The sequence below is a fragment of the Maribacter sp. 4U21 genome (assembly GCF_002742365.1).
GTDB lineage: Bacteria > Bacteroidota > Bacteroidia > Flavobacteriales > Flavobacteriaceae > Maribacter.
The window spans coordinates 153,303-179,413 of the sequence record NZ_MDGN01000074.1; the positions used below are offsets into that span (position 1 = coordinate 153,303).

Here is a 26,111-nt window from a genome sequence, read left to right on the forward strand (position 1 = left end):
TGTTATTTCAAATACGTATTGCCCTGGAATTTTCAGAGAGAAATAGAACCACTAAGCCGATAATCTCGTTTGAAAAGCTATTCTAGATAAAATATGACGTTTATAACTGGGGTATAATTTTCCGCGTTAAACCTACTTCATCTAAATTTTATTTAGTTTTTTTGCCGCATGAAACGGTTAAATTATACACGGTTTACTGTCTTTGTGCACTTTTTAGGTCTTTTTTTCCTATCCTCGGTGCTCTTTGCTCAAGAAAATAGCCAATATAATGGTCCATATAAAGTGGGGGATTATCAAGGCAAAGCTGCTTTTAATTATTTCCTTAAGAATAACGATACTATTCTAGACGGTTCGTTCTTAATGCAAAGGTCCAGCCTTGAGGCCTTATTGGAGGAGGAGGACTATTCCTTTCTTTTTAAAGGGAATTTTTCCAACAACTATCCCAACGGCCCATGGGTTTTGCAATTTGGAGAATTTAAATCGGACAAGCAATCGGAGGTTATCGATTATGCCTATCGGGTAACCATCAGCGGAATTCAAGAAGAGGCAAAGGGAAGTATTAGTCAAGGAAAGCCAGACGGTAAGTGGTCTTACGAAGTCAATAAGATCGTGGATTCCGAGGTAGAGGAAATCGTATTTAAAAGTACTATTGATTTTGACAAGGGGGTTCCACAAAGTAGTTTCAGTATAGAGAATAGCACCAGAACCTTGGTAGGTCGATTTTTACGGAACGGGTTGGCTCATGATGAATGGGCCTTGTACGATTCGGAAGAATTGGGTGCGTCCGAAAGTTGGATATTCGATGATGGTGTATTAAGGTCTATACAACTTCAAATGAACGGAACACCCAGGAACATTCCCGTTTTCAGTACGCTTACCGCAGCAACGAAAACCGTAAATTTAGATAAACGATACCTCGAGGCACTTCAGCTACAAAAATCCATTGGTGACACCACCAATATTTTTAGGGAGCGTATGACCAATTTGCTCGAAGAGAATGCAGCTTATTATAAAAAAATCGACACCGTACTTTCCAACTTGGGCGAAGCGGAATTTTTACCGGAGTTTAAGGTAAAATTGCCTTTCTACCCTTTAAACGAGGAGGAAGCACAACAGTTGGATAGTATTAGTTCATTATACAGGTCGGCTGCGGCAATAAGCACCTCCTTTTTGGATAATTCCCAGCTGAATATTTTAAAACTTTCGGATAAGCAAGCGTTATACCTGTATACCGTAGTAGCTGCTATTAACGAGGCCTATCTTGTTCCTTTAGAGCAAATGAATACGTCTAGGGAGCATGGAATTCTAGAGTTTGTTCCTAGAGCACACCTGATTAGCACATCTTGGACGGAGGGCCCACCTTCTACCACGATTCAATTAAAGGATTCTAGCCTGCAGAAAACTTCTTTCGAATTACCCGGATTCCCAGGTTTTGATATGAATACCAATACTTTATCCGCTGTACTTCAATGGAGCGGATACGCAAAGAATAGCTTGGAATATGTGCAGGATATTTTAAACGAAAAGTTGACCAAGGATAAGCGAGAGCAAGAGCTAATCGCCATAGAAAACCTTTTAATTACTCAGAAAGAGACGCTAAACACTACGATAGACTCCTTGGGAAATCTTCAGAACAATGCTGGCAAAAAGGCACTGAACAGCATTCAAGAGGTTTCTGATGCCGGACTAAGCACTTATGCCAGTGAAAAAAACGTAAAGCTCAAATTGAGCAGCGCTAAAGCCCTTTCGTCGTGCATGAGACAACTCCAGACCTTAGCCTTGGCCGTAGGAAGTTTACCGGAACAATCAAAAAAAATAGAAAGTGAATACCAAGACCGTATCTGGAACCCCTTTATGGCTAACCTAATGAACGAGGAGGTCAAAAAAAGACTGACTGCGGCATATAGAAAAGTACTGCTCCCTTACTTCTTGGACGAGATACAAACTAATTTAAGTTGTGATAACGCAAATGAACTTGGGAATTTGCTCCAGGAAACCTATCAACAGATGTTATTGCTTCGAAATGAAGAAACGTCAAAATTAGAACGAAAGTTAAAGAGGACCACGGAACCTAACGTTGTTTTGGACTTACTTATGAACCATCCAATCGGCAAAGAAGATTAAGAATGAAGTACTTAAATAACATATGTAGTTCGTTATTGGTAGTCTTTCTACTAATGTCTTGTTTATTTTCAAGTGCTCAGGAAGAGGAGAAAGAGGTTTTACCTTTGGAATCTAAGTATAAAGAACCGGTTACAAAGACATGGATAAACACCTATGGAAATATCAGGATATCCAAACGCCTGTTCTGGGTAGCGCAAACGCATTTTAGGTTCGAGGAGACGGAAGCTACCCCGTTTGTAGGGCAAGTGGCCCAAATTTATAATAGACATGCCATTGGCTATATCTACAATAAAAAAATCAATGCTGCTTTGGGTGGTGTGCTACGTCTCAATTTTAATACCGATGAAACTTCCGAAGACAGAAATCTAGTACCGGAATGGCGTATTTGGCATCAGTACCAATTCGCCATGCCCTTGTATAGTGCAATGATATATCATCGGTTGCGTATAGAACACCGATGGACGCAGGGTTTTGAAGATAATAGTGAATATGTCTTCCGAAACCGCTATCGGTATATGTTCAGGGCAAAAATTCCGCTCAACAGTCACAAACTAGAACCTAAAACCCTTTATGTTTCTCCAGAAGCGGAACTTATTATGCAGAGTGGAAAGGTTGTGGTGGCAAGTCCCATGGAAGACCTACGTTTAACCACGACCATGGGGTATATTGTTACACCACGGCTTACGTTTGCCGCCGGCCTCATGTATTCACAAGGGCAACAATTGAGCAATGGGGGTATATTTAAGCAGGCCTGGACCCTTCGATTTCATATGTATTTCTCTCCCGATTTTAGAAAAGTTAGGGATAAATTGCCTTCCATACATCTAAACGATTAAGGCATCCGTAAATTAAAGAGTACATTTAAGGAACCATGAAAAAAAGAATTGCGCTACCATATAGTTTATTGATATTAGCAACAGGAGTTGCCGTATTCTTTATGTTTAAGACCGATGGGTTACAACGGGAATTGAACGAGAGCGAAAAGGCCAAAATAGCCTTGGATAATCGGACTTCACAACAAAAAGAACTGTTGCGTATCGATTCTATGCTGGTTGCAGGGAAGTACGAGGAAGCCATTACGTCTTACGGAAATACCCAACAGACCATCGATGATGGAAACAAGGTCATACCCTTAAGAATTGCCTTGGCAAAAAAATTACAAGAATTTAACGCTGAAAAGAGAACGGATTTGCTCTCGGACACCAATCTTAAAGATTCCACCGCTTCTGAAATTGCGACGCCTAGGGAAATAAGACGTTATGATTCCATCAATTTTGCCCTTGAAAAGGCCAGAGTACAACTGAAAGGGATGCAGGCCCAGTTACGCAAAAAATCTTTCGGGGAATATTTGACCTTCAACAGCAAAAAAGGTAATACGATGCATTACGTGGGGCAGGTTAAAAACGGTATGGCTACCGGCACCGGTATTGCCTTGTTGGACACGGGAAGCCGTTACGAAGGGGAGTGGTTGGCCAATAAACGACATGGGGAAGGTATTTTTTATTGGTCGGATGGTCAACGTTACGAAGGTACCTACGAAGGAGATACCCGAAACGGTCTCGGTACTTATTACTGGCCAAACGGAGAAAAGTATACCGGACAATGGAAAGAGGACAAACGCAACGGACAAGGCACTTTTTACGGCAAAGACGGTAAAGTTGTCAAAGGCATCTGGAAGAACGATAAATTGGTACAGCAGGCGAAAAAATAAGCTTTAACGTTGAGCTGTATGAGGTTCGTTTTCCTGAACCATCCCTTCTAGTTCTGTAAAGGTTTGCATTGCCCGCGCTGTTTTGGGCAAGGTCACCGAAAAAGTCGTTCCTTTCCCTTTTCCTTCGGAATCCGCCACAATTTCGCCGCCATGGGATACCACAATTTGTTTTACCATATAAAGGCCTAAACCTGTTCCCTGAACATCGGCATGAAACCTTTCAAAAGGGGAGAAGAGCTTTTTTAATGACTTGGCATCCATTCCAGAACCATTATCGATTACTTGAAATTTAGCAAAATCGCCTTCATCCAAAACCTTGATCTTGATCGTTGGATGCTTTTGGTCACCCATATATTTGATGGCGTTGTCCAACAAATTCCCAAAAACTTGGATAATGCGGTTTTTGTCACCATAAATTTGGGGTAGAATTTTTGGAATATCGAGCTTAATCTTACGAACTTCCAGTTTACCCCTGACCAGAACACTGGAATCTTCCAAAATTTGTTTTCCTTCTAAAAGCTCGTTTCTATTTTCTATTTTACCAATCTTGGCAATTTTGGTAATATCGGCAATAAGCGTAGCCATGGTATCACAGGAAACATTGATCATTTCCAGGTACTTTTCCATATCCGGAAAGTCGTCCATAACCATTTCTAAGGGAATGAGACTGGCGATACCCTTTATGCCACTTAAGGGGCTTTTTAAATCATGTGAAACGGCATAGGTAAAACGCTGTATTTCATCATTTTTAGTAGAAAGTTCATCCGCAGTTTTCATGAGCTTTTTTTGACTCAGTTGAAGTTCTTTGGTACGCTCATCAATTCTCCTTTCTAGCTTGGCCTGATAATGCCTAATCTTCTTTATTTTGTTATAGTAGTAAAAAAAGACAGCGCCTACGATACCAAGCACCACTAAGGACCTGAACCACCAGGTGGCCCAAAAAGGCGGGGTAATTTTAATGAAGAGCGTAGTTTCCTCATCGTTCCAGACACCATCGGCATTACTTGACTTTACCCGTAATTTATAATCTCCTGGGTCTATATTGGTGTACGTGGCGGAAGTTTTATTGCCCACATAGTTCCAATCTTTCTCAAAACCTTCTAAAAAGTAGGCATATTCAACTTTCTTCGCTGCCTTTAATGTAAGCGCGTGAAAATCGATATTGAAAACAGAGTGCTTGTGACTTAGAGTAATGGAATCAACTTGCCCAATGTCACGTTTTAAAACACCAAAATCGTCATTGGCATACACGGGTTTATTAAAGATTTTTAAACCTGATAAAATCACCTCAGGAACATCGTTCCCCTTTTCCGCTTGGGTTGACGTAAATATGTTAAACCCGTTATTTCCGCCAAAGGCTATTTCGTACGTATTGGTTTTATAGAAAGCGCTTGCATTGAACTCGTTTCCTTGAAGGCCGTCGAAAATATCGTAATTCAACATCTCCCCGGTATTATCATTGTATTTTATAATGCCCTTGTTGGTACTTAACCATAAAAGACCATATTCATCTTGCACAATCCCCTTAATAGCATCGTTCACAAGACCATCTGCCTTGGTTTTTACCTCAAAACGATCAGTAGATGGTATGTATTTATGAAGTCCTGCCTGTGTGCCTACCCAAAGATTCCCGTAATCGTCCTGAGTAATACTATTGATAAAATCACTACGTATACCGGTTTTTTCGTTAAGGGTATGGTACTGTTTTGTGGACCAGCCACTTGAGGTTTCTATCAGTTTAAAGACCCCCATCGTCTGGGTTCCGACCCATATGGCTCCTTTATCGTCTTGGAACAGTCTCGCAATAGTCCCGATATCCTTACCATCTATTGCCGACCTAATAGGAATGTCTTGATGTTTTTTAGTTTTTAAATCATAGACCTGTAGGCCGCCATAAAGTGTCGCTATCCAAATTCGATTCTTACTGTCCTTAATAAGACTCATTACATTGTTAGAGGCTAAAAAAGAATTCTGGGTATTCCATATCTCGTAGTCTTTGGTCTCGGTATTAAAAATAATTATTCCCTTAGCCCATGAACCGATCCACAATTCCTCTTCATCTACAGGAAGTAGCGAGAGTACGACATTGCTGTTCAACTTTCCATTATCCAGATTAAAGTGCTCAAATTCATTTTCCTTACGGTCCCAATAATTTAGTCCGCCACCATCTGTGCCTATCCACATATTACCCGATTCATCCTCACTAAAGCAATTGACGATGTTATTACTTAAGGAATTGGTATTGAAAGGGTCTACGGCCACGTGTTCAAATTTGTCGTAATCAGGATCATAAAAGCTAAGTCCCTTCTTAAAAAGACCCATCCACATAACACCATCCTTGGTTCTACGAAGAGACCAGATGGAGTTGTTAGAAATAGACGATGGCTTTTGATGATTGGCCTTTATGGTGGATATGTTACCATCATAAATAGAATAGATAGAAAGCCCGGCATTTTCTGTAGCCAGCCATAGATTACCCTGTACATCTTCCTCCATATCCATGATAGCATAGCCTGGACTCACATTTTTCTCCGCTACCAGTACCAGTTCATTGCCTACAAGTTCATAACTTAGTAGCTTACCGTCCCTGGTTCCCATAAAAAAATGCAAGGGCCCAAATCTAAACGCACTTCGTATAAATTCAGGTGTTTTAAAGGAGTGTTTTACCTGTAGATTTATATCTATAACATGGCTTGAGGCTTGGGTTACCAAAAAAAACCGACCGTCTAGAAGTTCAAATATTTCAATAATATGGTTCTCATCTGGTTTACCCATTTCTGGGATTTCGAATGCTAAGCGCATTGTCTCTCCCGTTGCTATCGAATAGCGATACAGCCCGTTTTGGGTAGTTCCCAACAAAAGATACGCTCCTGTTCTATGGATAACATTGATGTATTCGTTCTGTATTTCCTTACCCTGAGGTTTAAAATCGTAGGGCTTTACGATATCCAAGTTACGGTCATACCAATTTAAGCCCTTATATGTTCCTATGTAAATGATACCCTCTTCATCCTCGTAGATACGCTCTACATAACCGTTGGTTAGACCAACAGCACCATCAAGACTTTTGTCAAAAATCTGAAAATCGCTTCCGTTGTATTTATTCAGTCCGTTTGGGGTGCCTATCCATAAATATCCCTGACTATCTTGAAATATTTCGCTTACCGAACTGTGGGACATTCCAGTTTTTATATGCTGAAAGTTCAACGAATCAAGGGGATTCTGAGCCCGTAAGTTTTGGGATTGTCCCAAATATAAAAAAGCGAGTGCCATGATAGCTATCGCATATGATTGTTCCACTCGCCCAAGAATCATAATAGTAGTAATTTTCTTTCAAATAACTACATATATTTCCGAATATTAAATTATTGTTGTGAAAGGTTAATAAGTTGTGGTCTATACACTTAGCCGAAGTTTAGTGGAATGCGCATTAGACAGAAACCCTTAGGGCACGTTCCATAAAATAGTTTTCAAACCGTTGCAATTTTGGATGTGATTTTTCTGCGTAAATAACGTACTGACACTTAAAGATACTCTGGGTGATGGATATTAATGCACTACTGTCCGATTTTTGCAATAAAAACTCGGCATCATCGATACTGAAAATTTTTAGTTGCGAAGTACTTACCCCGTTGAGTAAAAATAATTTATTCATGGACTTTGGGGTGGTAATCAAGATATCTATTCCTTCAAAAATCTCTGACTTTTGCACATCGATATGTAGCTCCTCATACCCTACATAGACCCTTAGGTCATTATACTTGGTATAGTTAAGAAACAAATCGTACATGGCCAGAGCTTCTTCCTTGTTTTGCACTAGCACTATTGCTCTGGGAGCGCTACCCACGGCTTCACACTTAAGCTTCTGCAAAGTGGTAAGGATTAAGGTCGTTGTTTTACCACTTCCATTCGCTGCCGTGCAAAACACGTTTGCGCCACTTTTGATTGCCGGTATACTCTTTTCTTGAAATGGAGTAGGGGTCTCAATTTCTAAACGGGCTAAAGTGTCCAGAATATCCGGATGTAGTTTTTTAAATGGCATAGTGGTAACTTCTATTCAAAAAGGCACTACAAATATACCATCTTGAAACAGAAAACGATTCAAGACCACGGGGAATCCTCAATCGCGAATAACTAAAAAGTGTCTTATGAATAAAGAATCAGGAAAACACCGCACATAATTCCCGCTAAGGGAATCAGTTTTTTCCGTTTGTTCTTTTCTTTGAATACCAGTCCGCCCACGACGACTGCAATAAGTATTTGACTACGCTTTATGGCAGAAAGTAGCATTATGAGCGCTTCCGGGTCCTGTAGGGCTTTAAAATAAAAGTAATCCGCCGCTACCAATAAAACACCCACCAAGGGTATGGACCAGCGCCATGTAAAGGCTTTTCGCTTTTCTGGATATGGAAACCAAGTAACGGACAGGATAATAAGCAAAAGGAGTACGGTATAAAAGCAGAACCAAAATTGTAAGGTAGGCGGATTCAAATCTAAACCCTGAATCAAGAACTTATCGTATAAGCCGCTTGAAGCTCCCAAAAAGGTAGCTGCTATGATGGCCAGTATCCACTTGTTCTTGGTAAAGTGAATCCCTTCTTTTTTACCTATCCTAGAATAGAGCAACACTGAAAATATGATTAAAAAGAAACCGACCCATTGCCAAGGATTGGGTTTTTCTTGATAAATGGTGATTGCTCCGATAAAAGTGAAAAAAGGTCCCGCAGAACGGATAGGGGTAACGATAGTAATGGGAAGATGCTTCAGTGCCTGATATGCCAATACCCATGATGCAGCCATAATGGCCGACTTAATTAGTATAAATCCGTGTATGCGCCAAGGGATATCCGTTATGTAAAGTTGTAATTTGGTCAAGTAATTTTCAAAGAAAAAGGAGCCGAAATAAAAAGGAAGCAATATCAAAAATCCTGATGCTATGGTGCCAAGCAACACAGGAAAGGCCTCATTTCCTTGAACGGCATGTTTTTTACACAAATTATGTAAGCCTAAGAACAAGGCGGCTAAAAGACCCAGGTACATCCACATGATGCGCGCGAAGATAACGCACTTTAAGAAGTCGGACCTTTAGAATGAAGCACAAAGAACTCTAAATTAGCGTTAAAAATTTCGAATCGTTCAAAGATTTAAGTAATATTGTTTAGTTATTTATAATTATAATTAAACAATTTTTGAATACTTCGATTATAAAACCTTAAAACAGACCACATGAACTACATCAGTATTGCGCTTCAAATCATTGTTTCTATAAGTATCTTGAACGTATGGCTCGTACAAAATAACAAGGCCACGCAATGGCGTGGTGGGGATGCGAAGAATATCAAGGAAGAATTTAAAGTGTATGGCCTACCGGAATGGTCTTGTTATCTCATAGGAACCTTAAAAGTGATTTTAGCCCTTTTGTTATTGGTGGCCATCTGGTTTCCGGGCTTAAGACAACCAGCCGCCCTAGGTTTGGCCCTATTATTATTAGGTTCCGTAATTATGCACATACGAATAAACGACCCCTTTAAAAAATCCATTCCGGCCCTTCTGTTTTTATTGATGTGTCTGTATATAGCGTTTCCCCTTCCTTAACCGACTTACATTACATATAGTAAACGATAAAGGATGTAGGCATTGATTATTGCGTAAATTAATGATGGTGCAGCCTGTAGTACGTTATCCTTGATCTTTAATCGGACCATAAAACCCAAGAGCATTAACACCGCTAATCCAGCCGCGGCAGCCATTTGTAAGATTGTGGAATAAAACAATCCCATGAGCAGACCTAAACCGCCCAAGACCTGTAAAAAGCCCACTGTTTTACGGTAAGACGCTAGTCCGTAACGGAAAAACTCCTTCTTCATTTGAACCGTGGTAAAACAGGCAATTCCGAATGCAAGAAAGGAAAAGGCCGAGAAAAGTGTAAGGTAAAAAACGATATTCATATCCACTTCATTTTATAATACGGACAATACTTTTTCAATAGGATACCAAAGTACGCATTTGATCACAAACAATTTTTATTTTTGTTTAATCTTATGTTAAATAAATTAAACAATATAAAATAGCTTGTATCTTTGAAGAAATCAAAATATCAAAAAATAATATGAAAACATTAAAAGTTCTAAGTACACTAGCTATTACCGCAGCATTGTTCGTGTCTTGCGGAGAAAAGAAAAAGGAAATGGAGGCGGAAGCCAATGAAGAGGTTATGGAGGTCAAGGCCGAAATAAAGGAAGAAACTACGCCTAATATTGTTGGAGTTGCCGCAGGTAACGATTCCTTCACGACATTGGTAGCCGCCGTAAAAGCCGCCGGTCTTGTAGAGACCCTAAGTGGTACTGGTCCTTTTACCGTATTCGCTCCTACCAACGAAGCCTTTGCCAAATTACCGGAAGGGACGGTTGAGAACTTATTGAAGCCCGAAAATAAAGAAGCTTTAACAGGCATATTAACGTACCATGTAGTATCAGGTAAGTATGAAGCTGCCGCAGTAATCGAGGCTATCAACGGTAATAATGGTGCCTTTACTGTAGAAACCGTTCAAGGTGGAACCATTACCTTAAGTCTACAGGATGGTAATGTAATGTTGACCGATGCCAAAGGAGGTACTTCTACCGTGGTTATTGCAGACGTAGCAGCATCTAACGGTGTTATCCATGCTTTGGACACTGTGGTGATGCCGTAGTATAATAAATTATGAGAAAGAAGATTAAGGCCATTGCAATTCTGCAATGGCTTTTTTTTATGAATTAACTTCATAGTGGGAAGTGGTGATAGGCTATTTAATAACTATCAAAACTTTAAAAATAGTTGTTCAATACATCTAAAACCTAAACCTAGTCCAGAAATGCACTTAAATTACTTACTGATTTTTTCTTATTTGATACTTCGATAAACTCCGTACACGTGCCACGCTAAATTGTGTTTCGTTTTTGAAACGCGGTTGGGAGCGCTGGCGTATTTGGTACTACACTTTCTCTTGCCACCATTATATCTCGTACAAATTTTTAATGATTATTAATCTTTAAAAATTATGTCGTCTTCCAAAAAGTTTCTTCTTGAAAGGTAATGAAACCGAGGACCAGATTTTGAAATGAGCAAAATTGCTTCTTTCCGACTTTTATCTTCATACGGCAAGCGGAATTTTTATTCTTAGAGTTCTAAGTCAGCGCATGGACTATGGGCGAAACCTTATAGATGGCTAGGAATTCCCTTAAATTAAGTATAACTTATCGCTATTTGACGTAATGTCGGATTATGTTTCTCTATTGAAACATAATGTCTTGCATTATGACACTTTGCTTGGGTAAAGCAAAGTATTTTGTAGTAAGCCTCCTTTAAATTTTTCTTCTAAAAAGATTCTTCCACAAGAGTAATGGAACACTTATTATGCGAGCCGACAGTAGGAGGGGAGTGTAATGTGTGTGGAATGGGAATAACTGTTGAAAACTTATTTTAAATGCTAATATGTAGTTAATTTATTAAAATTTTAACTGTTAATAAAAGACAATAAAATTCATAATTATACATTATATATAACAAATAAAACATATTTTTACTCAAAACAAGCAAATAACCTATTTATTATGCTGATTCAATTCAAAGTTAAGAATTATAAAACATTTCGAGAAACAGCCACACTTAGCATGGTTGCCTCTAATTATGATAAAAAAATTAGAGAGAAGGAAAATGTTACCCAAATAGATAAGTTTGACTTGCGCGTATTGAAAAGCGCCGTGATTTACGGTGCAAATGCAAGTGGGAAAAGCAAATTTTATGATGCCATTAGTTTTGCGAAACGCTTTATCATCAATTCTGCAACTGACTATAATGCTGGAGATAAAATTCCTGTAGAACCATTTTTATTAAATATTAATAGCGAGAAAGAATCAAGTGAATTTGAATTTATTTTTGTGATTAAAGATGTTCGATACAGATATGGTTTTGAACTGAATAATGAGAAGGTTATCTCAGAATGGTTATATGAAAAAGCAAAGATTAAGGAAATTGAATTGTTTTATCGAGATAATCAAGATATCGAAACACACCCGAAAAGGTTTAAAAAAGCCGGTAGTATTGCTAAACAAGGTTTTGTAAGAGATAACCAGCTATTTATTTCTAAAGCAACTCAATTTAACGATGAGTATTCTGAATCTATTTATAACTGGTTTGATGGGTTGAAAACGTTATCAGGACATGACGAGTCAAGATTCCAAGGCTATACAATGTCTCGACTGGAAAATAAGAAGGATAAGAATAAAATATTAAAACTCCTCAAAGCGGCTGACTTGAATATCGATGACGTCAAAGCTGAAATGTTAGACCTTAATAAAATGCCTGAAAACATGCCAAAGGGCCTTAAAGATATTATAATTAAGGAATCGAAAGAAGATGATAAAATTTTCTTTACTGATGTAATCACAACTAAAAAGAAATATGATGATGAAGGAAATTTTATCTCTGACACCTATTTTTCAATGGATGATAACGAATCATCTGGAACAAAAAAGTTTTTCGCGTTAACGGGACCTATTTTAAATGTTTTAGAAAAAGGATATATCCTTGTTGTAGACGAACTAGACTCAAAGCTGCACCCCAATTTAGTGAGTGAGATTGTATCTTTATTTAATTCTAAAGAGTCCAATCCCAATAATGCCCAATTAATTTTTAATTCTCATGATACCAATCTTCTAAGCTCAGGACTTTTCAGGAGAGACCAAATTTGGTTTACCGATAAAAACAATAAGGGTGAAGCTTCCCTTTATTCACTAGCAGAGTTTAAAAAAATTAGACAAAATGAGGCTTTAGAAAGCAACTATTTAAGAGGTAAATACGGAGCAATTCCTTTCCTAAAATACTTTAATACTATTGACTCTAAATTTCTTCAATATGAAAATGAAGAATAAAAACGAAAGGCAAAAGGCAAATAAATTTCGCCATTTAGACGAAGTTGGTAGAAATAAAAGACAGAGAAGAGAAGAACCTAAATTGAATCGTAAAAGGGCTTCGAAAGAAGCACTTCCTTTGATTTTGATTGCTTGCGAGGGTAAGAATACCGAACCATCATATTTCAATAAATTTGAATTAAAATCTGTTGAAATTGAACCTATTGGTGACGGGTTCAGTCATTTATCTCTTATTAATTGGGCTCAAAGACTAGCAAAATTAAAAAAATACGATGAAGTGTGGTGTGTTTTCGATGCTGACCCAAAACCGGATGACCCAAATTGGGCTCATAATTTCAATAATGCCATTTGGACTGCTCAAAAAATTAAATATCATGTTGGTTATTCTCATCAGGCTTTTGAATATTGGTTGATTTTACATTTTGAAGACCATCAAGGAGGAAGCATGAATCGAACAGATTATAATACAAAGCTAAACCAGTTAATTAACCCTCTTGGAGCTAGCTTTGATGGTAATGGCTCTAAAGTAGTTACTCCTGAGTTATTTGAACTTCTTAATGGTGTTGACAAAGCAACAGGAAAGGCAAGAGTTGAACTAGCAATTTGCAGAGCAAAAAAGATATTTGATAAACATGACCATAAAAACCCTGCAAAAGAAGAATCATCGACAAATATCTTTGAATTAGTATTGAGAATATTGAATTTTGACAAAGATGATAATGACAAATTTTTGATTGAAAAAATTTGTGGTTAACATATTAAGAGTACTTAATTATATTTCTAACAATGCCTTCTATTCTAAAATCTTCGCTAGCTATAAAAGGTTGATGTTTGTTAGAATTTAAAGAGTGAAGAATTATTGTATCTCCAGTTTTGGAATATGATTTAATGATTGCTTTTTTATCATTTACACACACTATTATTTCCCCATTTAAAGCTGAAGTTTGTTTTTGTGCAATAACATAATCTCCTTGTCTAATTTCCGGTTCCATAGAATCTCCTTTAGCAATAACCATAAAAGCATCTACGGAGGGAAATTTTAATAATTTAGATGCTATTGGTATTCTTTCAATTGGATTTCCATCTAAAACACTTCCGTTTGGACCACATTCAGCTAAACCATATTGATTTACATAAATAATAGGTTTTTCAGGGTCTTGCAATAATTGATAATCTCTAGGGTTTGATTGATTTCGTTTTAAGTACCCTTTTTTTTCTAGTTGAACAATATGATGATGAACAACGCTTGTAGATGCAACATCTAATTCTCCCATTAACTCAAACATTGTTAAGGGGTTATCTATATTTTCTCTTAAAATATTGATTAACTTCTCTTGATTGGGATGCAATTTCTTCATTTCCGCTAAAGTAGTTAACATTTTTGAGAACTTATAAACATATTCTAGTTTTTATTCTACGAATTTTTATATTCGTTCGATAATTCATTCTAATTTAAAATTTTATAAAATGGCTAGAACAAGCAAAAGAGGAAGAGATGCTAAAACAGGTCAATTCGTTCCTATTAAAGTTGCAAACAGAAGACCGAGTACAACAGTTATTGAGACTATTAAAGTAGGTCCTACAAAAAAGAGGAAAAAGTAGAATTTAAGTTTAACTTATGGCTATAGAAAAACTACCCGTAAAAAAGCTTGTAGAGTTTAGAAGATTATCTAAACCAAGAAAAGTCACTTTCACTAATAAATTAAAAGTTGGTAGAAAACCAGCCTCTGCCGGTGATGGTGGGAATTATTGGGTAAGAAGTTTAAGTGCCATTAGTAAAGCGTTTAAAGAAAATGACAATTCAATTATCATAGATAAAATTGAAGAAGTTTCAGACCTTTATAATTTAAACCAAAGGTCACAAACTAAAAGAATGTATAAACGAAATATTGATATACTTTCTAAGTATAAAGATTTTGATTTTACACAATTGAGGCCAACTGCCGATTTGAAATTTTTATCAAAACCCAATTCCATACTAGAAATGGGCGGTTTACCTGTTCAAATTTTGCCACAACATATTTTTTCTTATGGTGCTGAAAACAATCAAAGTATTGGTGGAATTTGGTTCATTGTTTGGCAAGATGGTTTTAAACCGAGTGATTTAGGTATTTATTCTGAAACCCTATTTAGATATTTATCGTCTTACTATTCTAAGGACTATATAATTAATCCAGCTGCTTGTATTATTGTTGATGTTACAAGTTTAGAATCAATAAGTTATAAAGATGTTTTAAATGGTGAAATCCCTTCTATATTGGATGATACAATGAAGTCTGTTAAAGAGTATTTGTAATTATAGATTCAATTATGAGGAGTAAGGTTTGGTATGAAATGATGCAAATAAAGTATGGAGAAGTATATCTTTCCTTGTATCTCGATTTTCAGAAAGATTTAAAACGATATATAAAAATTGCAACATTGGTCTTTTCCGGTTCTGGCGTTTTTGGTTGGGCTTTTTGGGAACCTCTTGCATGGTTTGCTTGTATAATAATTGCTTTAATTCAACTTATAGGTTTAATAGAAAATCAAATAGTGAGGTCAGATTCAGAACTTGAAGAAATTTCTGTGTTAAGAAGTATGTATTTGAAATATTTGAACAAATTAGAGGAGCTCTGGTATGATTGCGAAAATGATTACAAAAAAGAAAAGAAAATTAAAAAGGTCTTTTTCTCGCTTAGAGAAACAGATTTTGCCGCTATTGAAAGGTTAGACGACAAACTTAATATAAAGCATTGGAAGAGATTAAAGAGTAAAGCAGATATAAGAACAAGAGAATATTTTAACAATTTTTAAAAATGGCAAAACAAAATAAAGGTACGGAGCCTATTCCAAGGCCAAAAACGAAGGAACAACCCCATGGTGGAATTGTAAAAGGTAGTGTTCCTTCAATGAAAAACCCACCACCGCCGCCTCCGGAAAAGAAGGATTAGTTGTTTGATTATCGGAGTCTTAGCGAGGTATTTGGCCTAAGATAATTTTGGGAAAACAATAGGGGAGAGGAGCGTTAAGAATTTTAGGGGGCTGGTTACCATAATTGTTGATTACTGTAATGGTTGTATTACCTTAATGTAGTCTTAAGAGTTACAATGGATCCTAAAATTTAGCGACCGACCCGTACATTGTTTCCAAAATTATCTGTAAGCCTTGATTTTTTTGTTTCTTTTTTTATCAAGAAAAAAAGAAAAGACACTTTCTTCAATGTTGGTATTATATTTGAATAAGTATAGTAAACCAAACCGCAATGCCAATTTTAAAAAGAATAATCTTGTTACTTCTGTTATTCTCAGTATGTGTAATCTATTCGCAAGATTATCAAAAAGTCGATGAAATAGTTTCAAAGTATCCTAATCATTTTAGTTCAGCAGCAAAACTTACTAAGCAAATCTCTAATGATTTTAATACCGATTCTGATAAGGTAAGAGCCGCTTTTTATTGGATTGCTGATAATGTTGAATACGACTCAAAAGAATATGGTAAGTTCACTTACGAATATGCAGATAAGGAAGAATATCTTCGAAAAGAAAAAAAGTTTGATGATAGACTTTCAAAAAGGGTTATTTCGAAAGGTATAGCTGTTTGCGAAGGATATTCTACATTGTTTACAGAAGTCTGTACTGAATTGGGTATCAATTCTAAAGTGGTTTCAGGAGCATCAAAAACCACTTTTAAAGACATAGGAAAACGATTTTATCCTGACCATGCATGGAATGTTGTAGAAATTGACGGAAAAAAGTATTTGGTTGATGTTACATGGGGAGCTGGTACATATGGTAATGGAGGATTTAGAAAAGGTCTAGAAAATTCATTTTTTTTAACGGCACCTGAGGTGTTCATAAAACGTCATTATCCTTTAAAATATGAGGATGCGCTGATAAAAGATAAGATTAGTAAAGAAAGTTTTTTGAACGCTCCACTTATATACGAAACGGACTTTTCACTAATATCTCCAGTAGAGGGCGTCATAGAAAAAAATCAAAAAACGGTAAAATTTAGCTTTGGTTGTAAATCAGGAACATATGTGGTTGACTATGATATTGACAGAAAACAAAATGCATTAGGTGACATAAAATGTATAGACGGTAAACTCGAATTTGAAATCGAACTAAAGAACATAAAGCGAGCAAAAGAGTTGACTTTATATTTTGATTTTAAGCAAGTTGTAATGTTTAGATTAAAATAACTTCTGGAATTAGTTTTAAACATTATGTAAAATAGGATTTCAAAAAATGTTTCTAGGAACGTGAAGAGTAGCAAGGGCACAGAAATTTTTATTTCTAAAATTTTGTGCTGTTGCGGCAAGTTACTGAGAATCTCCTGAAAAATTTATTAACGGATTGTTTCTCATAAATCACAAATTTCAAAAGAATCTAAAAGTTTTGCTTTTTTTGGCGCTGGCCAAGCGGCTGGAAATTGCGTATAAAATAAAATGCCTGAGCATTTTGATTTTATGAAAGCAATAAGCTGTTGGCCGAGCGGCAATTTGACATAATGACAAATTATGAGTACAGACGCGAGGTTTGTCGTCAGGGTTGCCGAATTTCGAAGTTTGGAATAAATTTTATTCTGAGTGGAAAATTTGAAACTACGTAAATTAAACAGCTTGATGACCCTGTTGGTAATTCGCTTAAAAGCTATAAATGCGAGGGATATTTTACATAATAGAATTATGACTTACAGCTAAAGGTTTGAACCTGAAATACTTATATATCAAAATGTATCATAATTTATATTATGTCAAATAGGATATTTTAAGCCTTGTAGGAGCATGTGTTTCTCCTATCCCTTCTATCACCATAAAATTGAAATAGTATGCTGCTTTACAGCTCTTTTTACTTTGAAGTTTCCGTATCCTCAATATCCTGAATTATTCCATTGTACCGGATGGTACTGCGCTGTGTACTGTTCAGGCTTAGGTTTCCATTCTTACTCGGAAAAACAGCCATATGCACATCGTAAACTTCGGTATTCTGTTCCATACGAAATGAAATACGGTATATACTCTTAATTGTATCGTAGGCTATCTCATAATCACTTAAAATACCATCGAATTTAATATCCGTATTGGCGCCATAGCCACCAGATACGCGTCTTTCGCCAAAATACGGTAAAAGTACCGAGATGCTGTCCCCTATAAACCTAACATAACTTGGATTACCCGTAAGGTCTATGTGACCCGAATTACTCCCCGGCTGTAAAAGTCCGGAATTCGCTACATTAGTAAACGCGTGGGTTTGAAGTGGAAATGTGGCCGTTGCGTTGAACTCAAAACTTCCGTTTTCTATATAGGTTTTAAAAGCTGCCAATTCCGCGGGGCTTACAGTCGTTTTCTTAGCACTACTACAACTTAGCATTACCAACAAAACCATTAGAAAAACCGCTATTTTTCTCATAATAAGCTATTTAGGAACAGGCTATTGTGTTGTTTAATGACTCCTCCATGCGCCTTATTTGTCCAGCTCGTCCTCAAATTTAGTCTCGGCCAAAAGTACCTTCTGTAATCGTTTAGAATTTAAATCCCTGTACAGTTCTTTGATCAGGCGTAATTTTTTCTTTTCGGAGATATCCATTGTATCGATCATACGGCGTTTCTCCAAAATTACATTTCTACGTTTTAGTTGCTCCGCTACGTAATCGGGTTCAAACTTTAGCATTATGGGACCTTCATCCTCTTCTGTAATGGTACTTTTATTTTTTTTCGTGGAGTTCGAATCCGATGTTTCGGTCTGCGCATATAGCCCATGACCCATCGTGCAAGCCGCACATAGGCTTAAAAAGAATAATTTTTTCATGTGTTTTCAATAGTGTCTCTCTCGAAATTACCATAAAAAAGTTAAAGTCCACATTTATGGCGTATCCGTATCTTTTTACCGATAGTTAAGGGCCTTTCATCCCTAACTGAAATTTGATTCAGCCAATATTCACTCCTAAGGGTGTGCTGCCAACATATAGTTACTTATCCCCTTCTCCAACTGTTTAGCGGCCCGTAACTGCGCCGTAATCTCTCCCAATTCCTTGGTGAGAATATCTTTCTTGTGTTCTAACTGATGTAGCAAATCCAGATGGCCGGCCATCAAAGCCTCCATTTTGAATTTTAACTTTTCCCTGGTCTCAAATAGGCCGGATGTTGTGGGTTCACATAAATAGGAATACATCTTCTCTTTACACTTCACCAATTCACTATAACTACGTTGAACACGAACCAACGATGAATTTACATCTTTTAGCTCGGTCTTTAAGTGTTTTCCATCCATAACCAGCCTTATTTTAAATTAAAGCTATTTCTTCCACTGTATATAGTACGAATTTTTTTCACATCTATTTTTATGATAATTATCACATTATCAATCTTTAACTAAAATTTATCATCAGGTACTCAAAATTAACCCCTTGGTAACATTGAAAATTTGAGGGGAAATGTCTACCTTAATCCTAAACAAACGGAAATATGAATATCAATTTTGAATATGACGATGTAAAGGCCAGTAATAGGCTAGAAATTATGGCAGCCTCTAGGCTCGAAAAGCTGCTGGATAAGTTTGATTTTATTGTTCGTGCAGATGTATTCTTTAAAACGGAAAATACTTCTTCCCCGGATACGGGTATGATTTGTAATATCAGGTTAAGTGCGCCCGGCCCAAGACTCTTTGCGGAGGCGAGCCATTCCAGTTTTGAGGCATCTATCGCGGAGTCCGTTAGCGATTTGGAAAGGCAATTACAAAAGCGTAAAGCGAAGATGAAATCGCGCTAGCTACTTTTTGGGATTATTATCGATTTCGTCCTCGAATTCGGTTTCTGCAAGGATGGTTTTTTGAATACGTTCCGAAAAAGGACTACGTCTTAATTCTCGCATTAACCTACGTCGCTTTCGGTCCGAAATATTCAAAGTATCCAAAATTTTCTTTGTCTGTTGCTGGGATGCAATACGTTTTTCCTTTAGAGCGATTCGCTCGTCCACAGGTTTTACTAAATCCGGTTCAAACTTGTCCATCAAGGTGCGCTTCTGCACTTTAATAGGTTTGTCAGCTTTTGACTGTGCCGTGGCCATAAAAATACCGCCTACGAACACAACTAGGCTTTTGGCCCAAATGGTCGTTTTTTTCATTTTTCATATAATGTCCTCATTCTAAATGTAATGTATTTTTAATACACCGACTATATTTGTACTAGTTTCACCTTTTATATCGATAATGAAATACGCTTCATCGGACATTTTAAGGCATCATACCAAATAGTTGCCACATGAAAAATATTATTGTTCTCTTTCTCCTATTCGCCATACAACAGCAGGTTTATGGGCAACAGATTGCCAATGCCAATATCAGTTTTACATTTGTAGCTAGAGATGTAGATGGTACCATTGACGGCTTCTCCTCTACTTCTACCGTTGATTGGGATACTCCGGAAAATTCAGTTATAGAAGGAACCGTACTTTCTGAAACCATAAAAACCGGTAATTTTTTACGTGATTGGTCACTAAGGGGCAGCAAATATTTTAATGCGGACGAACATCCGAAAATTTCCTTTAAAAGCACTACGGTAAAAAGGGAAAACAATGCGCTTTTGGTCAATGGAAATCTTACGCTTAAAGGAATCACAAAACCTATAACCATTCGTTTTACCAAAAACGGAAAAAAACTGTTAGGCTCCACTACCCTATTCTCCTCCGATTTTGATATTACCATTTTAAAGAAAGGAAGGGAGTCTAACAAGGTACGCGTTCAGTTTAATTTGGAACTTCAATAACGAGCAGAGCCACCCATATAGCTTCATTTTAACATTTTTCAGCTATAATTATTCCATTTTGAAAATGATGTTTAACTTCGCTCATTCAATTATTACTTTATGCTCGTTTGGACTATTTTCATTGCTTGTATAGTGGTTTTCCTGGCCTTGGACCTTGGTGTTTTTCATAAGAACGACCATGTCATCAAATCTAAGGAAGCGGGCATTTGGACCGCCATTTGGGTAAGCGTAGCCCTAGCTTTTAGTGTTGTTATCTATTGGCTGTTCTCCGCTGTATTAACGGAAAATCCTACCGGACTAACGCCTAACGATGCCGTCTTAAAATACATCACCGGTTACCTTATTGAACTGTCCTTAAGTATTGACAATGTCTTTGTTATCGCTGTCATTTTTTCCGCCTTTAAGATACCGCCACTTTACCAGCACCGGGTGTTGTTCTGGGGGATTTTAGGGGCCATTATATTCAGAGCGTTAATGATTCTCTTTGGGGTGGCCTTAATTACCAAATTCGAGTGGATCATCTATGTTTTTGGTGTATTTCTTCTTTACACGGCCTTTAAGATGCTTAAAAGTGACGATACCTATTTTAATCCCAAGGATTCCTTTGTATTTAAACAATTGAAAAAAATCTATCCCATTACATCGCAAATTAACGGTCATGATTTCTTTGTGAAAAAGATGGGCGTGCGTGCCGCCACTCCCCTATTTGTAGCACTTATTATTATTGAGCTTACCGATATTCTTTTTGCACTGGATAGTATTCCGGCCATTCTTGCCATTACGGCCGACCCTTTCATTGTATTCAGTTCCAATATTTTGGCCATACTAGGCCTACGGTCTATGTATTTCCTTATCTCCCGCATGCTGGCAAAGTTTCGATTTATCAACTATAGCCTAGTGGTCATCTTGGCTTTTGTGGGACTGAAGATGTTATTCTCCCACTTTATTCATCTACCGGAATGGGTTTCGCTTAGCGTTATTTCAGGGTCCTTAGTTTCGGGCGTATTGGCCTCCTTATTGATTCCTGAGAAAGAAAAGGAAGTTTAGCTTTTGATGGTTGATGGTTGGAAATTATTAGAATCCTCTTTTAGGCGCTTAATGAAATAAAACGCATGACGTTTATCAGTTGTGCATTTTAATTTGAGTACTTCTTCTGTTTCGTAGTTGGAGTACGTTTTTCGCCTTTTTTTGAGGTAATCCCTAGCTTTTGTAAGTATTTTGATGTCCTTTTAGCTTATTAAGAGGTCTCGATACATTTGATTTAATAATGAAAAGGTTGAAAAATCAAACACTAGAACTGAGGCTATTTTAAGTAATGCCTCAAATCCGGAACGAACTAACTGTTTCTGAAAATAGCCTTGTAAATTTTAGCAACTGCCCAATTCCCGGCAGGAAAGTATAGCCCAAAAAATAGTGCCATGCCCAATGCAAAGGTGCGTTCCCCAAAAAATTCGTCCAACAAATTATTCGGATAGGCATACGAGGTTTCTAGCGCATAACCGCCAAATTCCAAGAAACACATCGCGATAAGGCCGTAGGCATATTGCACATGAAAGGGCTGTTTTCGTAATAAGAGCGAAATGGGTACCATATAAAGAATATAACAAGTAATGACCTGCCACCAGTAAGTGAAGCGGGCAATCTCAACTTGTGATCCGAACCAGTTCATACCCAGACCCCACAGAAAATATACCGAACAGTATGATAGCAGCAGTTTAGGGTTAACTTTTAGTTGACCTTTGGCCCAATTAAGAAAATCGTTCATTACAATTATTTGTCAGCCAACTTTTTATCGATGATGGCCATAGCATCCTGTACCGTTTGCATTTGGTCCATATCCTCGTTCTCCAAACGAATATCAAAGGCGTCCTCCACATCAAGTACGATGTCCACCAAATTGGCCGAATTTATGTTCAATTCGGATATAAAATTGCTTTCGGGTTTAATATCATCAACGCTTACATCTTCCGGAAGGTAAGTTTTAACAATATTCTTTAAGGAAGTATACTTGTCTTCGTTTTGCATGGGTCACGGTTCGTCGTTAAAAGCCTTAAAAATAACACAAGCATTTACATCTCCAAAACCGAAACTGGCCTTGGCAATCATTTTTGGTCGGTAAGGGATGGTCTTTCTGGGAATTTTATTTGCTGAAATAACGGAAGTGATATCTGGATTTAAGTCTTCGCAATTGATATTCCCGAACACACTAGCTTCTTCAAACTGTAATATAGCTCCAACACACTCTATACTTCCAGCAGCGGCCAAACAGTGTCCTATCATTCCTTTAAAAGAATTGATGTATGGAAAATCGGTATCCGCGCGTTCCAAGGCGGCACTCCAATTGGCTATTTCCAGCGCATCCTTGGTCGTTGCGGTCAGATGTCCGTTAATGACATCAATGGCCTCCGCCGAAATTCCTGCATTGGTTACCGCATTGCGAATACAGCGCTGAACGGCCATACTATTGGGTGCGGTCATGGAACCTTCTCCCCGCTGTCCGCCGCTATTTATTTCCCCGCCCAGAACTTCAGCATAAATTTTGGCTCCTCGCTTTTTGGCACTCTCAAGGGATTCAAGTACCAATGCTCCTGCTCCACTCCCGGGCACAAAACCTTTAGCCGAGGCACTCATCGGTCTACTGGCCTGGGCCGGGTTGTCGTTATAATTTCTAGGAAGTATGCGCATAGCGTCAAATCCGCCCCAAACATAAGGTCCACTATCACTACAGCTACCGGTGAGGATTACTTCTGCCTTCCCTTGGGAAATACGCTCATAGGCCATTAAAACACCTTCTGTTCCTGTGGTACAGGCAGAGGAATTCGTAGTTACCTGATTACCGCAGCCTAACATGCCACCAAGATATGCACTAATACCACTTGCCATGGTCTGTACTACGGTAGTACTTCCCACACGTCTCACATTCTTTTCGTCCACCCTGTAAATGGACTCCCGTAATTTATCTACTCCGAGAATCCCGGTTCCAAAAAGCACGCCATAATCCCAGTACGGCTCATTAGCCGTGTTCACTTTTAATCCCGCGTCTTTCCACGCATCCATACCGGCAATGACGCCAAACACCAAGCCCGATGCGTTCAATCCTCGCAGTTGCAGAGGATTAAAGTATTGATTTAAAAGATTATCCTTAATCAATGGTTCTCCAGCTATTTGACAACTGAAATTTAGTTCTTGAAGTTTGGACTGATGGCGAATTCCACTTTTACCGACACGCAAGGCCTCCTTAAAGTCTTTTAGCCCTACACCGTTCGGTGCGCATACGCCCAAACCTGTAATTACGACCTGTTTACTCATCCTTATTATTTGTTAGCATACCCGCTAGGATTCCCTTGCACACCAAATCACCATTCGCATCATACATCTTTACTTCGCATTTTAGTTTTCGAAAACGAAAATAGATTTTTTTGGAGGTCACCCTTACTTTTTCTCCCGGGAACACGGGTTTTAAAAACTCCATTTCTGAACTGCTAAAACCTATCCCTACCTTAGCTATCGCCACGTTCTCTTTACCTAACAAATGTAACCCTAAACAGACCAGACCTATTTGTGCACAGCATTCCGTTAACAATACGCCAGGAGTTACCGGATTATTTTTAAAATGTCCCTTATAGAAATCCATTTTCGGCTGAAAGGTGAAATAGCCCTCTGCCCCATCATCATCCAAACGGGACAGTCCGTCCACAAATAGAAAGGGAGGCTCATAAGGTAAACTGGCCAATATATGCTGAAAACTCATCGTTATTGAACTACATTATCGTAAACTTTCTCCGCCATCCACTTTAATTACGGTGCCGGTGATCCATTTGGCCTCATCTTTGGTCAACAAATATGCTGCATTAGCCACATCTTCAGGAGTGGTGAGTCGTCCGTTGGGATTACGTTTTAAGGCGTGTTCCCTAATTTGTTCCTGACCGGGAATCATTTGAAAAGACTTGGTAAGGGTAACACCGGCCTGTATGCAATTCGCCTTAATTCCCAAGGGGGCGAATTCCAATGCCATATTACGTGTAAGCGCTTCTAAGGCCACCTTGGCCACGGAAACCGCTCCGTAATTAGGCAGCGCCCTTGTATTCCCTTCACTCGTGAAGGAAATAATCCGAGTATCATCGGCAAAAAGCCCTTGGTCCACTAAAAGTCGGGTCCATTCATAGAGACTTAGTGCCATGGCTTCAAAAGTGATTTTTATGTCTTGATTGGACAATGGCATTCCTTTGCTGACGTGCATGGGTTTTAAACTGCCTTTGGCGATACTGTGCACTAAAACCTTTATGCGATGGCCTTCAGGAAGAAAGGCTTTCATTTCTTCTACCAATTCCATACGCTTATCCGCATTCAAGGCATCTGCATTAAAGGTCTTTACTTGGACTCCCAAAGCCCTCATAGCTTCAAAATCTGCTTCGATAGTATCCATCTCGGAACGTCTATCTCGATGAACAATGCATATATGAAATCCATGCCTTGACAATTTCGTCGCCGTTGCAAGACCCAAGCCGTTACTTCCCCCTAATATCAAAGCCCAATCTTTTCCCATCTTTTTTATATGATTACCATTCCAATAATACCCGTTGCGCCGAAAACCCTGGGCCGAAACTTAGGATTAATCCCTGTTCTCCTTGCTTAATATCTTTAGCTAGAAATCGCTCTAAAACATATAAAACGGTAGCACTACTCATATTTCCGTATAATTGTAATACTGCACGTGTATCATCTATATTCTTGCCCAAGCTTCCAAAAAGTGCTTCAACAGTCTGTACTATCTTTTTTCCTCCGGGGTGAAAAATTAAATGATTCACGTTTTCGATGGCACTCCCATACTTTTTTAAGAACGGATGTACAATATCAGGAAAATGGTCTGCAATCGTTTCGGGTACTTTGGGGTCTAAAATCATTTTTAGTCCATGGTTGGTCAAATCAAAACCCATAAGGTGTGTTGCATCCTTAAAATGGTACATATCTTCTCCGATAATCTTAGGGCCTTCTGCCTCCGCTTCTGAAGATAAAAGAACACATGCCGCGCCATCACCGAAGATGGCGGCACTCACCATATTGGTCATAGAATAATCGTTGAGCTGAAAGGTTGCTGTTGGACTTTCAACAGAGACCACAGCGATTCGCTTATCCGGATTCGCCTTAAGAAAATTATTGGCATAGATAATTCCAGAAACTCCTGCCGCACAGCCCATTTCTGTAACGGGTAAACGCACAATGTCCTGTCTTAAATCCAGTTCATTGATAAGATAGGCATCCAAGGAAGGTATCATAATTCCCGTGCAACTGACGGTGATGATATAATCCAAAGAATCTGGCGTCCAATGCGCCTCCTTCAAAGCTTTTTCTAAAACCTTACGCCCTAACTTCTTGGATTCCCGAGCGTAAATTGCATTTTTCTCCTCAAAAGAAGAGGCCAAGAACACCTCTTCAATAGGCATGATTCCGTACCGCTTATCAACGGCTGCACCCTCGAAAATCTTAACGACCTTACGTCTAAAACGCTCCTCTTGGCCCTGCAGCCAAAAGTCTACGTAGGGAATGATGTCTTTGGTCTCTCGGCAGTGTTCAGGTAGTTCTTTGGCTACCGCAACTATTTTTGTAGTATTCATATG

Annotated in this window: 30 protein-coding genes; 15 read left to right on the forward strand and 15 right to left on the reverse strand. The window is 38.2% G+C overall.

The window, feature by feature from the left end:
* Positions 1-168: 168 nt before the first annotated feature.
* The 3 genes from BFP77_RS15745 to BFP77_RS15755 are packed head-to-tail and all read left to right on the forward strand — an operon-like array spanning position 169 to position 3,835.
* Complete coding sequence (locus tag BFP77_RS15745) at positions 169-2,124, forward strand: hypothetical protein (protein WP_099575000.1); 1,956 nt, start codon at positions 169-171, stop codon at positions 2,122-2,124.
* Between the two features lie 2 nt (positions 2,125-2,126).
* Complete coding sequence (locus BFP77_RS15750; RefSeq protein ID WP_099575001.1) at positions 2,127-2,960, forward strand: DUF2490 domain-containing protein; 834 nt, start codon at positions 2,127-2,129, stop codon at positions 2,958-2,960.
* Positions 2,961-2,995: 35 nt separating this feature from the next.
* Positions 2,996-3,835, forward strand: a complete 840-nt coding sequence (locus BFP77_RS15755) for an MORN repeat-containing protein (RefSeq protein ID WP_099575002.1) — start codon at positions 2,996-2,998, stop codon at positions 3,833-3,835.
* A 3-nt stretch (positions 3,836-3,838) separates the two neighbouring features.
* Here the strand turns inward: BFP77_RS15755 and BFP77_RS15760 are convergent, their stop codons facing one another.
* The 3 genes from BFP77_RS15760 to BFP77_RS15770 all read right to left on the reverse strand — a co-directional run bounded on the left by BFP77_RS15760 (position 3,839) and on the right by BFP77_RS15770 (position 8,881).
* Positions 3,839-7,150, reverse strand: a complete 3,312-nt coding sequence (locus tag BFP77_RS15760; protein WP_257212998.1) for a ligand-binding sensor domain-containing protein — start codon at positions 7,148-7,150, stop codon at positions 3,839-3,841.
* 115 nt (positions 7,151-7,265) lie between these two features.
* A complete protein-coding gene (locus BFP77_RS15765) occupies positions 7,266-7,877 on the reverse strand; it encodes a DEAD/DEAH box helicase (protein WP_099575003.1) in 612 nt (203 codons plus the stop codon).
* A gap of 104 nt (positions 7,878-7,981) precedes the next feature.
* Complete coding sequence (locus BFP77_RS15770; RefSeq protein WP_099575004.1) at positions 7,982-8,881, reverse strand: DMT family transporter; 900 nt, start codon at positions 8,879-8,881, stop codon at positions 7,982-7,984.
* A 180-nt stretch (positions 8,882-9,061) separates the two neighbouring features.
* Here BFP77_RS15770 and BFP77_RS15775 point away from each other — a divergent pair, with 180 nt between their 5' ends.
* Complete coding sequence (locus BFP77_RS15775) at positions 9,062-9,430, forward strand: DoxX family protein (protein ID WP_099575005.1); 369 nt, start codon at positions 9,062-9,064, stop codon at positions 9,428-9,430.
* Between the two features lie 5 nt (positions 9,431-9,435).
* Here the strand turns inward: BFP77_RS15775 and BFP77_RS15780 are convergent, their stop codons facing one another.
* The gene (locus BFP77_RS15780; protein WP_099575006.1) at positions 9,436-9,783 is read right to left on the reverse strand and encodes a DoxX family protein; all 348 of its coding nucleotides are present in this window, start codon (positions 9,781-9,783) and stop codon (positions 9,436-9,438) included.
* Between the two features lie 161 nt (positions 9,784-9,944).
* On the opposite strand from BFP77_RS15780, the gene BFP77_RS15785 reads away from it, so the two are divergent.
* The 3 genes from BFP77_RS15785 to BFP77_RS15795 all read left to right on the forward strand — a co-directional run bounded on the left by BFP77_RS15785 (position 9,945) and on the right by BFP77_RS15795 (position 13,501).
* The gene (locus BFP77_RS15785) at positions 9,945-10,526 is read left to right on the forward strand and encodes a fasciclin domain-containing protein (protein ID WP_099575007.1); all 582 of its coding nucleotides are present in this window, start codon (positions 9,945-9,947) and stop codon (positions 10,524-10,526) included.
* A 901-nt stretch (positions 10,527-11,427) separates the two neighbouring features.
* The gene (locus BFP77_RS15790) at positions 11,428-12,747 is read left to right on the forward strand and encodes an AAA family ATPase (RefSeq protein WP_099575008.1); all 1,320 of its coding nucleotides are present in this window, start codon (positions 11,428-11,430) and stop codon (positions 12,745-12,747) included.
* Positions 12,731-13,501 (forward strand): RloB family protein, encoded by a 771-nt coding sequence (locus BFP77_RS15795; RefSeq protein WP_099575009.1) that lies wholly within the window; start codon positions 12,731-12,733, stop codon positions 13,499-13,501. The genes BFP77_RS15790 and BFP77_RS15795 overlap by 17 nt, the downstream gene beginning before the upstream one ends.
* Positions 13,502-13,505: 4 nt before the next feature.
* Here the strand turns inward: BFP77_RS15795 and BFP77_RS15800 are convergent, their stop codons facing one another.
* Positions 13,506-14,126, reverse strand: coding sequence for a LexA family protein (locus BFP77_RS15800; RefSeq protein ID WP_099575010.1), 621 nt, complete (start codon positions 14,124-14,126; stop codon positions 13,506-13,508).
* Positions 14,127-14,214: 88 nt separating this feature from the next.
* Here BFP77_RS15800 and BFP77_RS17420 point away from each other — a divergent pair, with 88 nt between their 5' ends.
* The 5 genes from BFP77_RS17420 to BFP77_RS15815 all read left to right on the forward strand — a co-directional run bounded on the left by BFP77_RS17420 (position 14,215) and on the right by BFP77_RS15815 (position 16,930).
* Positions 14,215-14,349 carry a hypothetical protein gene (locus BFP77_RS17420; protein WP_257212999.1) on the forward strand — a complete coding sequence of 45 codons (135 nt, stop codon included), beginning with the start codon at positions 14,215-14,217 and terminating at the stop codon, positions 14,347-14,349.
* A gap of 16 nt (positions 14,350-14,365) precedes the next feature.
* On the forward strand, positions 14,366-15,043 hold the full coding sequence (locus BFP77_RS15805; RefSeq protein WP_099575011.1) for a hypothetical protein: 678 nt from the start codon (positions 14,366-14,368) through the stop codon (positions 15,041-15,043).
* A 14-nt stretch (positions 15,044-15,057) separates the two neighbouring features.
* Positions 15,058-15,543: a hypothetical protein gene (locus BFP77_RS15810; protein WP_099575012.1), complete on the forward strand. Its 486-nt coding sequence runs from the start codon at positions 15,058-15,060 to the stop codon at positions 15,541-15,543.
* A 2-nt stretch (positions 15,544-15,545) separates the two neighbouring features.
* Entirely contained in the window at positions 15,546-15,680 is a 135-nt protein-coding gene (locus BFP77_RS17425; RefSeq protein ID WP_257213000.1) for a hypothetical protein, read from the forward strand.
* Between the two features lie 311 nt (positions 15,681-15,991).
* Positions 15,992-16,930, forward strand: coding sequence for a transglutaminase domain-containing protein (locus BFP77_RS15815; RefSeq protein ID WP_099575013.1), 939 nt, complete (start codon positions 15,992-15,994; stop codon positions 16,928-16,930).
* Positions 16,931-17,579: 649 nt separating this feature from the next.
* On the opposite strand, the gene BFP77_RS15820 is transcribed toward BFP77_RS15815, so the two are convergent.
* From BFP77_RS15820 to BFP77_RS15830, 3 genes are all read right to left on the reverse strand, one after another.
* Positions 17,580-18,140, reverse strand: a complete 561-nt coding sequence (locus tag BFP77_RS15820; RefSeq protein ID WP_099575014.1) for a DUF4251 domain-containing protein — start codon at positions 18,138-18,140, stop codon at positions 17,580-17,582.
* 54 nt (positions 18,141-18,194) lie between these two features.
* Complete coding sequence (locus BFP77_RS15825; protein WP_143751927.1) at positions 18,195-18,539, reverse strand: hypothetical protein; 345 nt, start codon at positions 18,537-18,539, stop codon at positions 18,195-18,197.
* 135 nt (positions 18,540-18,674) lie between these two features.
* The gene (locus BFP77_RS15830; protein ID WP_099575016.1) at positions 18,675-19,001 is read right to left on the reverse strand and encodes a hypothetical protein; all 327 of its coding nucleotides are present in this window, start codon (positions 18,999-19,001) and stop codon (positions 18,675-18,677) included.
* 194 nt (positions 19,002-19,195) lie between these two features.
* On the opposite strand from BFP77_RS15830, the gene hpf reads away from it, so the two are divergent.
* A complete protein-coding gene (hpf, locus tag BFP77_RS15835; protein ID WP_099575017.1) occupies positions 19,196-19,498 on the forward strand; it encodes a ribosome hibernation-promoting factor, HPF/YfiA family in 303 nt (100 codons plus the stop codon).
* Here the strand turns inward: hpf and BFP77_RS15840 are convergent, their stop codons facing one another.
* Positions 19,499-19,852, reverse strand: a complete 354-nt coding sequence (locus BFP77_RS15840; protein ID WP_099575018.1) for a hypothetical protein — start codon at positions 19,850-19,852, stop codon at positions 19,499-19,501.
* Between the two features lie 137 nt (positions 19,853-19,989).
* On the opposite strand from BFP77_RS15840, the gene BFP77_RS15845 reads away from it, so the two are divergent.
* Both BFP77_RS15845 and BFP77_RS15850 read left to right on the forward strand, forming a co-directional pair.
* Positions 19,990-20,493, forward strand: coding sequence for a YceI family protein (locus BFP77_RS15845; RefSeq protein WP_099575019.1), 504 nt, complete (start codon positions 19,990-19,992; stop codon positions 20,491-20,493).
* Between the two features lie 99 nt (positions 20,494-20,592).
* Positions 20,593-21,540, forward strand: coding sequence for a TerC family protein (locus BFP77_RS15850; RefSeq protein WP_099575020.1), 948 nt, complete (start codon positions 20,593-20,595; stop codon positions 21,538-21,540).
* A 289-nt stretch (positions 21,541-21,829) separates the two neighbouring features.
* Here BFP77_RS15850 and BFP77_RS15855 read toward each other — a convergent pair whose 3' ends face one another.
* The 6 genes from BFP77_RS15855 to BFP77_RS15880 are packed head-to-tail and all read right to left on the reverse strand — an operon-like array spanning position 21,830 to position 26,108.
* Positions 21,830-22,258 (reverse strand): hypothetical protein, encoded by a 429-nt coding sequence (locus BFP77_RS15855; RefSeq protein WP_099575021.1) that lies wholly within the window; start codon positions 22,256-22,258, stop codon positions 21,830-21,832.
* 5 nt (positions 22,259-22,263) lie between these two features.
* Positions 22,264-22,518 carry an acyl carrier protein gene (locus tag BFP77_RS15860; protein ID WP_099575022.1) on the reverse strand — a complete coding sequence of 85 codons (255 nt, stop codon included), beginning with the start codon at positions 22,516-22,518 and terminating at the stop codon, positions 22,264-22,266.
* A gap of 3 nt (positions 22,519-22,521) precedes the next feature.
* The gene (locus BFP77_RS15865; protein WP_099575023.1) at positions 22,522-23,802 is read right to left on the reverse strand and encodes a beta-ketoacyl-[acyl-carrier-protein] synthase family protein; all 1,281 of its coding nucleotides are present in this window, start codon (positions 23,800-23,802) and stop codon (positions 22,522-22,524) included.
* Positions 23,795-24,244, reverse strand: coding sequence for a 3-hydroxyacyl-ACP dehydratase FabZ family protein (locus BFP77_RS15870; RefSeq protein ID WP_099575024.1), 450 nt, complete (start codon positions 24,242-24,244; stop codon positions 23,795-23,797). The genes BFP77_RS15865 and BFP77_RS15870 overlap by 8 nt, the downstream gene beginning before the upstream one ends.
* Before the next feature lie 15 nt (positions 24,245-24,259).
* Positions 24,260-25,039, reverse strand: a complete 780-nt coding sequence (locus tag BFP77_RS15875) for an SDR family oxidoreductase (protein WP_099575025.1) — start codon at positions 25,037-25,039, stop codon at positions 24,260-24,262.
* Between the two features lie 13 nt (positions 25,040-25,052).
* Complete coding sequence (locus BFP77_RS15880) at positions 25,053-26,108, reverse strand: type III polyketide synthase (protein ID WP_099575136.1); 1,056 nt, start codon at positions 26,106-26,108, stop codon at positions 25,053-25,055.
* Positions 26,109-26,111 lie beyond the last annotated feature (3 nt).